This window comes from Kribbella sp. NBC_01505 (assembly GCF_045040285.1).
Lineage (GTDB): Bacteria > Actinomycetota > Actinomycetes > Propionibacteriales > Kribbellaceae > Kribbella.
Genome location: NZ_CP109425.1, coordinates 261,310 through 273,763, shown reverse-complemented (window position 1 = coordinate 273,763; position 12,454 = coordinate 261,310). Strand labels below are relative to the sequence as shown.

13 protein-coding genes are annotated in these 12,454 nt (G+C 68.1%); 8 read left to right on the top strand and 5 right to left on the bottom strand.

What is annotated here, in order from left to right:
• Positions 1 to 18 precede the first annotated feature (18 nt).
• The 3 genes from OG474_RS01000 to OG474_RS00990 form a co-directional block, all read right to left on the bottom strand.
• The gene (locus OG474_RS01000) at positions 19 to 747 is read right to left on the bottom strand and encodes a hypothetical protein (RefSeq protein WP_405060240.1); all 729 of its coding nucleotides are present in this window, start codon (positions 745 to 747) and stop codon (positions 19 to 21) included.
• Positions 748 to 962: 215 nt separating this feature from the next.
• On the bottom strand, positions 963 to 1,577 hold the full coding sequence (locus OG474_RS00995) for a hypothetical protein (RefSeq protein ID WP_405060239.1): 615 nt from the start codon (positions 1,575 to 1,577) through the stop codon (positions 963 to 965).
• 28 nt (positions 1,578 to 1,605) lie between these two features.
• Positions 1,606 to 2,055, bottom strand: a complete 450-nt coding sequence (locus tag OG474_RS00990; protein ID WP_405060238.1) for a pyridoxamine 5'-phosphate oxidase — start codon at positions 2,053 to 2,055, stop codon at positions 1,606 to 1,608.
• An 81-nt stretch (positions 2,056 to 2,136) separates the two neighbouring features.
• Between OG474_RS00990 and OG474_RS00985 the strand changes: the two genes are divergently transcribed.
• From OG474_RS00985 to OG474_RS00970, 4 genes are all read left to right on the top strand, one after another.
• The gene (locus OG474_RS00985; RefSeq protein ID WP_405060237.1) at positions 2,137 to 2,646 is read left to right on the top strand and encodes a MarR family winged helix-turn-helix transcriptional regulator; all 510 of its coding nucleotides are present in this window, start codon (positions 2,137 to 2,139) and stop codon (positions 2,644 to 2,646) included.
• A 2-nt stretch (positions 2,647 to 2,648) separates the two neighbouring features.
• Positions 2,649 to 3,053 carry a hypothetical protein gene (locus OG474_RS00980; protein ID WP_405060236.1) on the top strand — a complete coding sequence of 135 codons (405 nt, stop codon included), beginning with the start codon at positions 2,649 to 2,651 and terminating at the stop codon, positions 3,051 to 3,053.
• A gap of 99 nt (positions 3,054 to 3,152) precedes the next feature.
• A complete protein-coding gene (locus OG474_RS00975; RefSeq protein WP_405060235.1) occupies positions 3,153 to 4,265 on the top strand; it encodes a GNAT family N-acetyltransferase in 1,113 nt (370 codons plus the stop codon).
• The gene (locus tag OG474_RS00970; protein WP_405064529.1) at positions 4,237 to 5,187 is read left to right on the top strand and encodes a potassium channel family protein; all 951 of its coding nucleotides are present in this window, start codon (positions 4,237 to 4,239) and stop codon (positions 5,185 to 5,187) included. The genes OG474_RS00975 and OG474_RS00970 overlap by 29 nt, the downstream gene beginning before the upstream one ends.
• 505 nt (positions 5,188 to 5,692) lie before the next feature.
• On the opposite strand, the gene OG474_RS00965 is transcribed toward OG474_RS00970, so the two are convergent.
• Together OG474_RS00965 and OG474_RS00960 are read right to left on the bottom strand one after the other, a co-directional pair.
• Positions 5,693 to 6,832, bottom strand: a complete 1,140-nt coding sequence (locus OG474_RS00965; protein ID WP_405060234.1) for an LLM class flavin-dependent oxidoreductase — start codon at positions 6,830 to 6,832, stop codon at positions 5,693 to 5,695.
• A 15-nt stretch (positions 6,833 to 6,847) separates the two neighbouring features.
• A complete protein-coding gene (locus OG474_RS00960; RefSeq protein ID WP_405060233.1) occupies positions 6,848 to 8,161 on the bottom strand; it encodes an MFS transporter in 1,314 nt (437 codons plus the stop codon).
• 159 nt (positions 8,162 to 8,320) lie between these two features.
• On the opposite strand from OG474_RS00960, the gene OG474_RS00955 reads away from it, so the two are divergent.
• The 4 genes from OG474_RS00955 (at position 8,321) to OG474_RS00940 (ending at position 12,448) form a co-directional block, all read left to right on the top strand.
• On the top strand, positions 8,321 to 9,538 hold the full coding sequence (locus OG474_RS00955; RefSeq protein WP_405060232.1) for an MFS transporter: 1,218 nt from the start codon (positions 8,321 to 8,323) through the stop codon (positions 9,536 to 9,538).
• A 206-nt stretch (positions 9,539 to 9,744) separates the two neighbouring features.
• Complete coding sequence (locus OG474_RS00950) at positions 9,745 to 10,728, top strand: LacI family DNA-binding transcriptional regulator (protein WP_405060230.1); 984 nt, start codon at positions 9,745 to 9,747, stop codon at positions 10,726 to 10,728.
• A complete protein-coding gene (locus OG474_RS00945) occupies positions 10,725 to 11,618 on the top strand; it encodes a carbohydrate ABC transporter permease (protein ID WP_405060229.1) in 894 nt (297 codons plus the stop codon). The genes OG474_RS00950 and OG474_RS00945 overlap by 4 nt, the downstream gene beginning before the upstream one ends.
• Positions 11,615 to 12,448, top strand: coding sequence for a carbohydrate ABC transporter permease (locus tag OG474_RS00940; protein ID WP_405060228.1), 834 nt, complete (start codon positions 11,615 to 11,617; stop codon positions 12,446 to 12,448). Before OG474_RS00945 ends, OG474_RS00940 begins: the two co-directional genes overlap by 4 nt.
• The last annotated feature ends 6 nt before the right edge of the window (positions 12,449 to 12,454 follow it).

Sequence of the window (12,454 nt, the reverse complement as noted above, 5' to 3'; positions counted from 1 at the left end):
TAGGTAACCGTCAAGCATTCACGAAATCGACGTGATGTTCCGCGACGACTGCGCCTCGGCGACGATCGACCCTTCCTTGAAGGCAGGATCGAGCGAGCCGGTCGTCCGCCGGTACGCCGTGAGCGTGATCGTGCACGAGTTGGTGTTGCGCTGGCCGGGGGACGCCGTGGCGGCGAGCTGCCGGATCCGTCCCGCGGGGATCTGCGCGATGGTCACACCGGACGGCAGCTGGATCTCGCCCGCCTGAACGCACTGGCCGTTCCAGCTGACGGTCGTCGGTTGATCGGCCGGCGCCGAGTCGATCCGGACGGTGATCGACGACGACCGGCTGGCCGTCGTACCGACGGCTGGTGCGATCAGTTGGAGCCGCTCGGGCAGGAAGACGGTCGAGTGTGGCGCGGACTCGTTGTCGCCGTCGCGCTGCAGGTCGAAGGTGACCTCGGTGCCGGCGGTCAGATCGCCGTCGAGGCGGCCGCTGTAGTTGGTGACACCGAGCATCTTGTTCACGCCCAGCTGCACCGATGCTCCACTGGCCGCGGTGGTGATCGACTCGCCGGACCCGAGTTTCACGTAGGTGAGCGTGCCGGCGCGCAGCGTCGCGAGGACGTCGGCGCGGCGCTCGTGGTCCTTGACCGTCACCCGGAGGTCGGCCTTGATCCCGCTGGTGCGGATGTCCTTGGAATCGGCGGTCGAGCAACCGGCCAGAATCAGACCGGCCGCGACCAGCAGCACTGCGCTATGCCTCACGATCGGAAGCTAGCACCGGAGAGGGTTAAGGGCGTCGGACCGGGAAGCGCCTCACGGCGCGAGGCCGCTCGTAGCGGCTTTATTTGGGACCCGGGGCTTGCACCGGTCCGACACCTCGATCAGTGTAACCGGTGCCCAAATCCCTTGTCCTGTTGAGATCCCGGCGCGCGAGCCGCCATAACATCTCGCGGGGCGCAATGCAACTACCCTGCGAACTACCAGAGCTGCCCGGCGCGCTCGGCACGGGCCGCGGTCTGCAGCTGGTCGGCCATCTCGACCAGCTTCGAGGCGGACAGCACCTCGTCGTGCCCGTCGTCGGCCAGATGCGCCCGGCCGGTCGCGATGATCCGCGCGAACGCGGCCGCACGATCCAGTGTGGTGGCGAAATCACCGGTCGCGACACCCCGCAGTACGGCGTCGACCATCTCGCGCACTTCGGTCGGCCCGGGCGGCTCCGCGACACCGGCGACCACCGCGTGCACCTCGGCATACTTGCGGCCGGTGCTGAACTCCCGCGACACCTGGTCCGCGTTCGAGTGCACCCAGGAACGCAGCAGATACAGCCGCCACAGCGAGCCGGGCAACGAGTCCGACGGGGCGTCGGACCACAGCTCGGCCAGCTCGTCGAGACCGTAGTCGTCGGCCAGCTTCACCACGCGGGCGTGCACCTCGGCGTCCTCGGACGACCGCACTCCACGCACCAGCAGCTCGGCCGTCCGGTGCGCGACCTCGGTCACGACCGCCGGGTCGGCGGCACCGGGCAACGACTCGAACAGCTTGTTGCCGGGCAGGATCGGGCGGCGCGGATTGGGGGAGCTCACGGCCTCCATGGTGCCTGACGCCGGAAGCCCCCGCATCTCAAGCGGGCTCGTCCGACAAGTCGCTACTGAACCACCGCGTCGGTCGAACGGTGTAGAGCACGGGTGCGGACTCCGGATGGGCGAACTCGTTCTGCACGAAGCCCTGTGCGTACTCGGCCGGCATGTAGCGCTGGGCGATCTTCTCCATGTCGTCCGGCGCGGCCGGATTCGCGCTCACGATGGCGCCCTCGACGGTGACGTACTTGTACGGCATGTCCTCGGTCTGCACGGTCACGGTCAGTGCACCGGCGTCGGCGAGCAGGTCGGCCTTGCGGGTCTTGCGGCCGAGGGTGTTGGTGAAGAACGTCAGGTCGCCACCGGTCTCGTAGTGGTAGAAGACCGGCGAGGCCATCGGCGGCCGCCCGTCGGGCTGGGTGATCGACACGATCGCGACGTGGGACGCGGCCAGGAAGGCTTCACGGCCGGTGGGGCTCATCGGTCCGGGCATTCGACTACTCCTTACGAGTGGCATACACTTGGCTTGTCGAAGAGTTTGACTCTCAAAGTCTATGGTTGTCAAGGAGGGCTCGTGGCGGATTCCGTCGAGGTCCGGCTGCCGAATCACCTGGCCGGGCACGAGAATGCCGATCCGGTGATCGAGGCGGCGCTGCACCGGATCATCGAGCTCGCCCGCCGGCACGAGGAAGGGCAGCGGGCGGTCGCAGCCCGTGAGGGCCTCTCGCTCGCCGACTGCGAGGTGATCCTGCGACTGGCACACCTGGAGCCCGACGAGTGCACGCCGGGTCAGCTGGCCAAGCTGTTCCACATCACCGCGGGCAGCATGACCTCGCGCCTGGGCCGGCTGGAGTCCGGCGGCTACCTGACGCGGACGGTCCAGCCGGGCAACCGCGCCCAGATTCAGGTCGAGCTCACCGGGAAGGGCAAGGTCCTGCACCACCGCTTCGCGGACCGGATGGTCGAGATCCACCAGGACATGGTCGGTAGCGCCCTGCCGCCGAAGGACCGCGTGGTTCTCAACGACCTGCTGCAGAGAGTGTTGACCCATGTGGAGGCAACCGCCGCACCAGTAGGCTCATAGGTATGGCGGCTGGGAAAGGCCAATTGGCCAAGAACTTGATCAAGTACGGCGTGCGCTACGGACCGCTCGTCGTCGAAGCGGTCAAGCACGGCCGGGAGCCGGCCCAGCAGGCCGTGCAGGCGGCGATGGCGCGGCGGACCGGGCGCAAGAAGGCGCTCGAACACGCGCTGACGGTTCGCGACGGCTCGCTGCTGAAGGTGATCAAGGACGGGCAGGCGATCTTCTTCGTCTTCTCCGGCGACGCGATCGTGACGACGTACCCGCCGGTGCCACAGGCGACGTACCCGGAGCTTTTGCGGCACGCCGACCTGGACAAGCGGGAGTCGGCCGAGCAGTTGGCGGCCGCCCGGGCAGCCCGGAGACCACGCATCGGCGCCCGCCTGCCGAAGGTCATCCGCCGCAAGTAGCCGGGCGAAGGTTGACGCGGGCGTAACATTCGCGACCCGGCGAGGCAACAGGCCGACCGCAGAGTAGAGGGACGAAGCTCCACGAGGGAGGGCGTCCGCATGCTCTGGAAGATCAGGACCGAACTCGCCGACCGGCCCGGTGCACTGGCCGAACTCGCTGCACGGTGTGGTGCGGACGACATCAACATCCTGAGCCTGGAAGTCTTCACCGCCGAGACCGGCGCTGTCGACGAGCTGGTTGTCTCCACCGGAGTGGGTTGGTCCGCCGAGGACCTGACTGCTCTGGTCACCGAGGCCGGTTGTGTCCGGACCACGGTCCAGCCGTGTCAGGCCGACGTACTGAGTGACGCCCCGACGCGGTATCTGCGAGCCGTTCTGCGGCTGGTCGAGGACCCGCTGTCGGTGGATGACGAGCTCGGCGCGCTGCAGGGGTTCGGCGAGTACACGCCGGCCGAGTGGGCCCGGGCCGATGTCCTGGTCGAGATCGCGGGCCGGCTGGCCGAGCGACTCCAGGAGCCGGTGCTCGACGGCCCGCGCCCGGGTTCCGGCGTACCGGAGTTGAGGCGTGCCTCGGTCGAGGACGCCGAGGCCGTGGTCGCGATGCACGAGCGCTGCTCGCACGAGAGCCGTACCCGGCGCTATCACGTGCCGATGCCGAAGCTGACCACCCGCACGGCCCGGCACCTGTCCGCGCCCGCCGGTGGCGTGTCGATCGTCGCGAACGTCGACGGATCCGTGGTCGGGATGGCGACCGCCGCCCCCTGGGAAGAGCTCGGCGGTACGACGATGGAGGTCGCCGTACTGGTCGAGGACGGGTGGCAGGGGCGTGGTCTGGGTGCCCAGCTGCTCCGTCAGGTGATCGGCGCGGCGCGTGATCTGGGCGCCGACCGGGCCGTCTGCGTGGTCCAGCCGGAGAATGCGGCGATGCTGCGCACGATCGAGGGCCTGCGGATGCGGACCCGGGTCGTCCAGGACGGCGACAACCTGATGGTGACTGTCGCACTGTCCGCCGAGAGCCTGTCGCATGCGGTGGATCGGGCGTCGGTGCAATATGGTCGGTCCCGTGCCATCCCTGCCAGGTCGCAATCCGCACGGCCTTCTGGTCAACCTGCCCGCGAGCACGCGCTCGCCGCTCTTTCAGCTCTTCAGCCGGTTGCTGATCGCGCTGGGGCTGTTGACCCTGATGGTGCTGATCGTGGTGGTCGACCGTGACGGCTACAAGGACAGTTACGACGGCACTGTCGGGCTGATCGACAGCATCTACTACGCCACCGTCACCCTCACCACCACCGGGTACGGCGACATCACTCCGGTGACGCCGACCGCCCGGCTGGTGAACGCCTTCATCGTCACACCACTGCGGATCGCCTTCCTGGTGGTACTGGTCGGCACGACACTGGAAGTCCTGGCCAACGAAGGTCGCCGGATCATGCGCGACACCCGATGGAGGAAGCGGATGAAGGACCACGTCGTTGTCGTGGGCTACGGCACGAAGGGCCGGTCGGCCGTGCAAACCCTGCTGAGCAACGGGGTCAAGCGCGACAGCATCGTCGTGATCGACCCGCGCGCGCAGGCGGTCGGTGACGCGGGCAACGATCAGATGGCCGCGTTCCACGGTGACGCCACGAACCGCACGGTGCTGCGCCGGGCCGAGGTGATGTCGGCCCGCGAGGTGATCGTGACCACGGATCGCGACGACTCCGCGGTCCTGGTCACCCTCGCCGTCCGGCAGCTGAACCCGACCGCACACATCGTGGTCGCGGTCCGCGAAGAGGACAACGTGCCGCTGCTGCGCCAGAGCGGCGCCGACGCGGTCGTCACCTCGTCCGAGGCCGTCGGCCGGCTGCTCGGCCTGTCCGCGGTCAGCCCGAACCTCGGGGAGGTGATGGAGGACCTGCTCACCTACGGCGAGGGCCTCGAGGTCGCCGAACGCCCGGTCCTCGGCCGCGAGGTAGGCAAGCCGCCGTCGGCACTACCCGACCGCGTCGTCTCGGTCGTCCGCGACGGCAAGGTCCACCGCTACTACGACGCCAACGTCTCGGTCCTGGCCGCCGGCGACAAACTCATCGTCGTCCGCCCCGCCAAAGAAACCCCCTGGGCCGAACGCCCCGGCGCCGACGACAACGACGACTAACGCACGACCAGTACGTCGCCCATCGGCAGTCGGCCGTCGGCCGGGTTGGTTGGTGGCGGGTGCCGCTGGTTTGCGGGGATCTGCTGTCAGCCGGTGGGGTGGCCTCTGGCTGAGGGGGATGGTGCGGTCGGTGATCGCGTGACCGTTGCCTGAGCTTCCGGGCTTCGGTTGCCGCCAGTGACGAGGAGGCCTGTCAGGTGGCCGGTCTGCGGTGGCTATTGCGCCGGTTTGCGGGGATCTACTGCCTCTGAGCGGCAGTAGAACTCCGTGAACCGGGCATCGCCAGCTCCGCGAGGTTGAGTGTGAGGAGAGTGTCGCTGGTAATCGATTGCCAACGACATACTCGTCACACTCGCCGAGCCTGCTGGGTTAACGTCCGAAGGATCGATAGGCGTGGTCTTCGGATCTTCGGACGTTAGCGCTGGCTGTTTCGTAACGTCCGAAGGATCGGTAGGCGTGGTCTCCGGATCTTCGGACGTTAGGGTGGGGCCGCGTGAGCGGGCGGTTAGGTTGCGAAGGGTACGGCGTTCGGGGCGGCTAGGGGGTTGCCGGCGGGGTGGTGCCAGAGGTTGTCTCGGGCTAGGAGGGGGAGGACGGATTCGCCGAACCAGTAGGCCTCTTCGAGGTGGGGGTAGCCGGAGAGGATGAATTCGTCGATGCCCAGGTCGGCGTACTCCTTGATGCGGTCGGCGACTTCGCGGTGGCTGCCGACGAGCGCCGTACCGGCTCCGCCTCGGGCGAGGCCGACGCCGGCCCAGAGGTTGGGGTAGATCTCGAGGTCTTCCGGGCGGCCTTCGTGGAGGGCGAGCATGCGCTTCTGGCCCTCGGATTCGCTGCGGCGCAGGCCTTCCTGGACGCGCGCGATGGTTTCTGGGGGTAGAGCGTCGAGCAGGCGGCGTGCTTCGCGCCAGGCGTCTTCGGAGGTGTCGCGGGTGATGACGTGCAGGCGGATGCCGAAGCGGACGGTGCGGCCGGCATCGGCTGCGAGCTTGCGGATCCAGGTGAGCTTCTCGGCCACCGCGGCCGGTGGTTCGCCCCAGGTCAGGTAGACGTCGCTGTGCGCGGCGGCCACCGGACCGGCAGCGGCAGACGAACCACCGAAGTAGATCGGCGGCGTCGGGTCCGGCACCGTAACCAGCCGCGCCTGCTCCACCTGCAGATGCTTGCCGGCAAAGTCGAACGGCTCCCCGTGCTCCCACAGCCTGCGCACGATCGTGAGGAACTCGTCCGTCCGCGCATAGCGCTCGTCCTTGCTCAGGAAGTCGCCGAACGCCTTCTGCTCAGTCGGTTCGCCACCGGTCACGACGTTGAGCAGCAGCCGGCCATCGGACTGGTTCTGGAACGTCGTCGCCATCTGGGCGGCGAGTGTGGGGGAGAGGAGCCCCGGTCGGAACGCGACCAGGAACTTGAGTCGATCCGTTGAGTCGAGCAACGATGCCGTCGACAACCAAGCGTCGTCGCACCACAACCCGGTCGGCGTCAGCGCACCGACGAACCCGAGCTCCTCGGCCGCCGTGACGATCTGCCGCAGATAGCGCGTCGTCACCCGGCGATCCCGGTGTACGACGTCCGCGCCGTGCCCACCGCCGACGATGTTGCGCGAGTCGCCCGACGTGGGCAGGAACCAGTGGAAGGTCAAAGTCATGGAACAGCTCCAGTGTCAGGAACGAGCGGCTAGTGCGGGGGTGGTCGAGTCGAGGGAACGGCCGAGCGTCTCGGGGAGCGCTCTCGCGGACAGCAGGCTGACGATCGCGATCAGCACGTTGTACGTCGCCAGCCACCACAGATCGCCGCCGCCGAGACTCACCAGCCAGGCGGCAATCAACGGGGTCAGCCCGGAGGCGACGATGCCGGAGAGCTGATAGAGCGCTCCCAGCGCGGTGTACCGAACCCGGGTGCTGAACAGCTCCGCCCAGAACGCGGCGAGCGGGCCGTAGATCACCCCGTCCAGTACGCCGATGCCGATCGCGAGCGCGATGAACACGGTGACCGACGTACCGTGCTGGACGAGCGCTGCCGCCGGGAACGCGAACAGCAACGCGGCCCAGGTCCCCGCCCGGTACACCGGTTTGCGTCCGACACGGTCGGAGAGCGCTCCCGCGATCGGGATCAGCGCGACTCCGATCAGCGCGCCGACCACGATCCCGTTCAGCGCGTAACTGCGGGGCAGCTTCAGATCGTTGGCGACGTACGAGAGCAGGTAGACCGAGAACAGGTTGAAGGTGAAGCCCTCGATGTAGCGCGTACCCATCCCGAGCAGCAGCGACCGCGGGTGTTCCTTGAGCAGGTCGAGCAGCGGAACACTGGAGACCTCCTTGCGTTCGCGCACCTTCGCGAACGCCGGCGTCTCCATCACGGACAACCGGATATAGGCGCCGATGGCAAGCAATCCCGCGCTGACCAGGAAGCAGACCCGCCAGCCCCAGGCCAGGAACGCGTCCTCCGGCAGCAGACTCGCCAGCGAGAACGCGGCCGACGCCAGGAACAACCCACCCGGTACGCCGATATGCGCGAAGCTGCCGAAGAATCCGCGCCGGCCGGGTGGCGCGTACTCGACCGCGAGCAGCACAGCGCCGCCGTACTCGCCGCCGACGCCGATCCCTTGCAGGATGCGCAGCACGACGAGCAGGATCGGCGCCCAGATCCCGATGCTGTCGTACGTCGGTAGCAGCCCGATCAGGGTCGTACCGACGCCCATGATCACCAGCGTCAGCAGCAGCATCTGCTTGCGGCCGATCCGGTCGCCGAAGTGCCCGAACACCAGCCCGCCGATCGGCCGGGCCAGGAAGCCGACCGCGAAGGTCGCGAACGACGCGAAGGTGGCGGCCGAGCCGCTCAGCCCGGTGAAGAACAACTTGTTGAACACCAGCCCAGCGGCCGTGCCGTACAGGAAGAAGTCGTACCACTCGATGGTCGCGCCGACACAGGCCGCGATCGCGACTTTGCGCGGCGAGGGCGGTGGCTTGTCGGTCATCGACGGCTCCCGGGTGGCTGATTAAGCAACTAAGTCGATGAGATTAGTGGAATTTGAACGACGCTCGGCCCGGTCCCACCATGTGGTCGGCCGATGGCGGACGTTTGCGTTCTGGTGGCAAGGGTTGAGTCGCCCCGGGGAGTCGGTGACGATGCCGGGGTGACGGAGGTCGGTGGGTTCCGCGCGGCTGTCGGCGTGCCGGAGTTCCGCGGAGTGTGGGCGGGCGAGGCGCTGTCGCAGATCGGCGATCAGCTCGCCCGGGTCGCGCTCTCCGTCCTGGTCTTCGACCGCACGGGTTCCGCGGCGCTGGCCGCGCTGACGCTCGGGCTCAGCTACACGCCCGCGTTCATCGGCTCCGCGTTGCTGTCCGGTCTGGCCGACCGGCTGCCGCGTCGCGATGTCATGGTGGGCTGCGACCTGATCTGCGTCGTACTCGTGGTGCTGATGGCGATCCGCGGGATGCCGCTCGCCGTGGTGTGCGTCGCGATGGCCGGAGTGGCGCTTGTCGGCGGGCCGTTCCGGGCGGCGAGGTTGGCGCTGCTGCCGGAGATGCTGACCGGAGAGTCGTACGTGAGCGCTCTCGCGCTTCGGAGCATGACGATCCAGACCGCGCAACTGATCGGCTTCGCCGCCGGGGGCGTAGTGGTGGCGTTCGTCGGTCCGCGGACGGCGCTGGTGATCGATGCGGCGACATTTCTGTGTTCGGCGCTGATCCTGCGCTTCACGGTACGGCGACGCCCGGCGCCGGCGGCCGCGAACCGGCGGAGCTTCTGGATGTCGACGGTGCACGGCGCGCGGGTCATCCGGTCGATTCCCGGTCTGCCCGCGTTGTACGTGCTCGGAATGCTCGCCGGCCTCTACATCGGACCCGAGGGCCTGGCCGCCGCATGGGTCGCCGAGTTGGCTGCGCCACCGGCGACGGTCGGGTTGCTGATGGGCGCGCCCGCGGCCGGGCTGGTCGTCGGCGCCTGGCTCTTCACCCGGTACGTCGTACCGGAGCGCCGACCGCAGTGGACCGGGCCGCTCGCGATCGCGGCAGGCGCGGTACTCGGGGTCTGTTTCCTGCGCCCGGGAGTTGTGGTCGTGCTGGTGGTACTCGTGCTGAGCGGGGTCTTCACGGCGTACCAGATCCAGGTCGGTGCGACCTTCGGCCGGGAAACTCCGGCCGAGAGCCGAGCTCAGGTGATGGGCCTGCTCAACTCGGGCGTCCTGACCGCGCAGGGAGTCGGTGTGCTGCTCGCTGGTCTGCTGGCCGATCGCATCGGCGTCGCCCACACCGTCGCAGTCGCCGGAGTAGCCGGTGCCGTGATCGCGGCGGCAACCTCGCTTCGGGCTGCCGCCGCCTCACCTGTCAGTACTCGACACCGGGACGCATGATCGGCTCCTTCCTGTCGATGGCCAGGTCGAACCGACGGTAGGCCGCGCCCAGTCCGTCCGGCCGGGACTTGCGCCAGACCGCAAACGTTCGCGCGAACCGGCGTCGGGATGTACAAGGTGTGCCCGGCCCAGCCGTTGACGGGGGTGAACCGGCGCTTTACAGTCTGCTCTGTAAACGATTACAAGAACGATTACAGGAGTACGCCGTGAGTCGTCCGACGATCGCTGGAGTCGCCCGGGTGGCGGGGGTCTCGGTGGCTTCGGTGTCGCGGGTGCTGAATGGGTTGCCTGCTACTGAGGAGATGGCCGAGCGGGTGCGGCGGGCGGTCGACGAGCTCGGGTATGTGCCGGATTCGCGGGCGCGGTCGCTCAAGGTCGGGCGGACGTTCCAGCTGACGCTGGCCGTGGCCGATGTCGGTAACCCGGTCTACGTGACGATGATGCGTGCGGTCGAGGAGGTTGTGTCCGCGGCCGGCTACCGGCTCGTGGTGACCACGACCGGCCCGGAGATCGTCGACGAGGTCGCGCTGGTGCGGGGGATGGCTCGGGGGTACGCCGATGGGCTGGTGATCAGCCCGCTGCGTGTCGACGACGACCTGATCAAGTCGATCCAGGAGTGCGACGTACCGGTGGTTGTCGCCGGCAACGTTCCGGCCAAGGCCGGGGTTGACACGGTGCGGGCCAACTCGCCGAAGGGGATGGCATTGGCGGTCGAGCATCTGGTGTCGCGTGGGCGCCGCCGGATCGCGTTCGTCAATGGTCCCGCAGACACGGTTCCGGGCGAGGCCCGGGCGAAAGGTTTCGCCGAGGCGCTGAAGATGCAGGGGTTGCAGCCCGTCGTGGCGGTCGAGGCAGCGGACTTCACCTTCGCCGCCGGCCGCGCTGCCGCTCCGCAGTTGCTGACGTCGAAGTTCGATGCGGTGATCGCGGCGAACGATCTCCTGGCGGTCGGCCTGATGCACGAGCTGGTTGCGGCCGGTCTCGACGTACCGGCTGATGTCGCGCTGGTCGGGATGGACGACAGCGAGCTGGCTGAGCAGTGCTTCCCGCCTCTGACGAGCGTGAACCTCGGCTCGGCCGAGCGCGGGCGCCGGGCGGCCGAGCTGCTCCTGGCCCGGATCGAGGACGGAGAGCGCTCCCCGCGCCGGATCATCGTCCAGCCGACCTTGAGCGTCCGGCGGTCGACATGAGCACCCAAGTCGCCACGAGACCCAAGCAGAACAGGGAAGCGATCTTCCTCTTCCTGCCCGCGCTGCTGCCGGTCCTGCTGCTCAGCGTCTACCCGCTGATCCGGGGAATCGCGCTCGGGTTCACGAACGCGCGCGCCGGCCTCCGCGTCGACACCGACTTCATCGGCCTCGGCAACTTCGGCAAGCTGCTGCACAACGACCTGTTCTGGGAGTCGTTCCGGATCGGCGTGATCTGGACGCTCGCGGTGACGATCCTGCAGTTCGTCGCCGCGCTCGGGCTCGCGCTGCTGCTGAACACGAACCTCCGCTTCCGCGGCGTCGCCCGGACGCTGGCGCTGATCCCGTGGGCGATGCCGCCGGTGGTGGTCGCGATCATGTGGCGGCTGCTGCTGCATCCGACCAACGGCCCGGTCAACAAGATCCTCCAGGACCTGCATCTCACCGATCATCCGATCAACTTCCTCGGCGACTTCAGTACGGCGTTGCCGGCCGTGATCGTGGTCGGGATCTGGGTCGGGATGCCGATGACCACCGTCACCCTGCTCGCCGGGTTACAGGGGATAGACCGCTCTCTCTACGAGGCCGCGGCCGTCGACGGCGCGAGTGCCTGGAGCCAGTTCTGGAACATCACGCTGCCGCAGCTCAAGACCGTCGTCGTCGCGATCACCAGCCTCGATCTGATCTGGAACTTCAACTCGTTCGGCCTGGTCTACGTGCTCACCGCGGGCGGCCCCGGCGGCAAGACCATGCTGCCGATGCTGTTCGCCTACAACGAGGCCTTCCGGTACGGGAACTTCGGGATGGCCGCCGCGATGGGTGACGTGATGGTCGTGGTGATCATCGTGTTCCTGGCGTTCTACCTGCGCAACCGCCTCCGGAGCCAAGCATGAGAACGCGTCCGGGTGTCCGCGCTCTCCAGTACGTCGCTGTCCTCGGCTACCTGATCTTCCTGGCGTTCCCGCTGCTCTGGCTGATCTCCAGTTCGCTGAAGTCGCCGCGCGAGTTCGCCACGATCTCGCCGACCCTGTTCCCCAAGGACCTCGACTTCTCGAACTACACCAGCGCCCTCGAGGAGCAGGGCCTGGTCCGATCGCTCGGCAACAGCCTGCAGATCTCGATCCTGACCACGGTCCTGGTGCTGATCGTCGCGCTCCCGGTCTCCTACGCGCTGGCCCGGTTCCGCAGCCGGCTGCGGCCGATCACGAACGGCTGGATCCTGGTCAGCCAGGTGTTCCCGGTGATCCTGATCGTGATCCCGCTCTTCATGATCCTGCGCCCGTTGCATCTGACGAACACGATCCCCGGTGTGGTCCTGGTCTACCTGGTCTGGTCGTTGCCGTTCGCGTTGTGGATGCTCCAGGGGTATGTCGCCGCCGTGCCGCGCGAGCTCGAGGAGGCGGCCGCGGTGGACGGTGCGAGCCGGATCCGGACCATCGTCGCGATCGTGATGCCGTTGCTCCGGCCGGGTCTGATCGCGACCGCGATGTTCACCTTCATCTCGGCGTGGAACGAGTTCTTCTTCGCTCTGGTCCTGCTGCAGGACCCGGAGCTCAAGACCATGCCGCTGGTCCTTGCCCGCTTCGTCGGCGCGGAAGGGCAGGTCCAGTTCGGCCCGCTCGCCGCCGCGTCGGTGCTGGCCACGGTGCCCAGCCTGGTCTTCTTCGCCTTCCTGCAGCGCCGGCTGACCTCCGGCCTGATGAGCGGCGCCGTCAAGGGCTGACGATCC

Excerpts from the sequence above, each read along its gene's own strand:
- OG474_RS00990 (WP_405060238.1), bottom strand. The coding sequence starts at position 2,055 with ATGCCCGGACCGATGAGCCCCACCGGCCGTGAAGCCTTCCTGGCCGCG.
- OG474_RS00995 (WP_405060239.1), bottom strand. The coding sequence starts at position 1,577 with ATGGAGGCCGTGAGCTCCCCCAATCCGCGCCGCCCGATCCTGCCCGGC.
- OG474_RS00940 (WP_405060228.1), top strand. The coding sequence starts at position 11,615 with ATGAGAACGCGTCCGGGTGTCCGCGCTCTCCAGTACGTCGCTGTCCTC.
- OG474_RS00975 (WP_405060235.1), top strand. The coding sequence starts at position 3,153 with ATGCTCTGGAAGATCAGGACCGAACTCGCCGACCGGCCCGGTGCACTG.
- OG474_RS00945 (WP_405060229.1), top strand. The coding sequence starts at position 10,725 with ATGAGCACCCAAGTCGCCACGAGACCCAAGCAGAACAGGGAAGCGATC.
- OG474_RS00980 (WP_405060236.1), top strand. The coding sequence starts at position 2,649 with ATGGCGGCTGGGAAAGGCCAATTGGCCAAGAACTTGATCAAGTACGGC.
- OG474_RS00970 (WP_405064529.1), top strand. The coding sequence starts at position 4,237 with ATGGTGCTGATCGTGGTGGTCGACCGTGACGGCTACAAGGACAGTTAC.
- OG474_RS00960 (WP_405060233.1), bottom strand. The coding sequence starts at position 8,161 with ATGACCGACAAGCCACCGCCCTCGCCGCGCAAAGTCGCGATCGCGGCC.
- OG474_RS00965 (WP_405060234.1), bottom strand. The coding sequence starts at position 6,832 with ATGACTTTGACCTTCCACTGGTTCCTGCCCACGTCGGGCGACTCGCGC.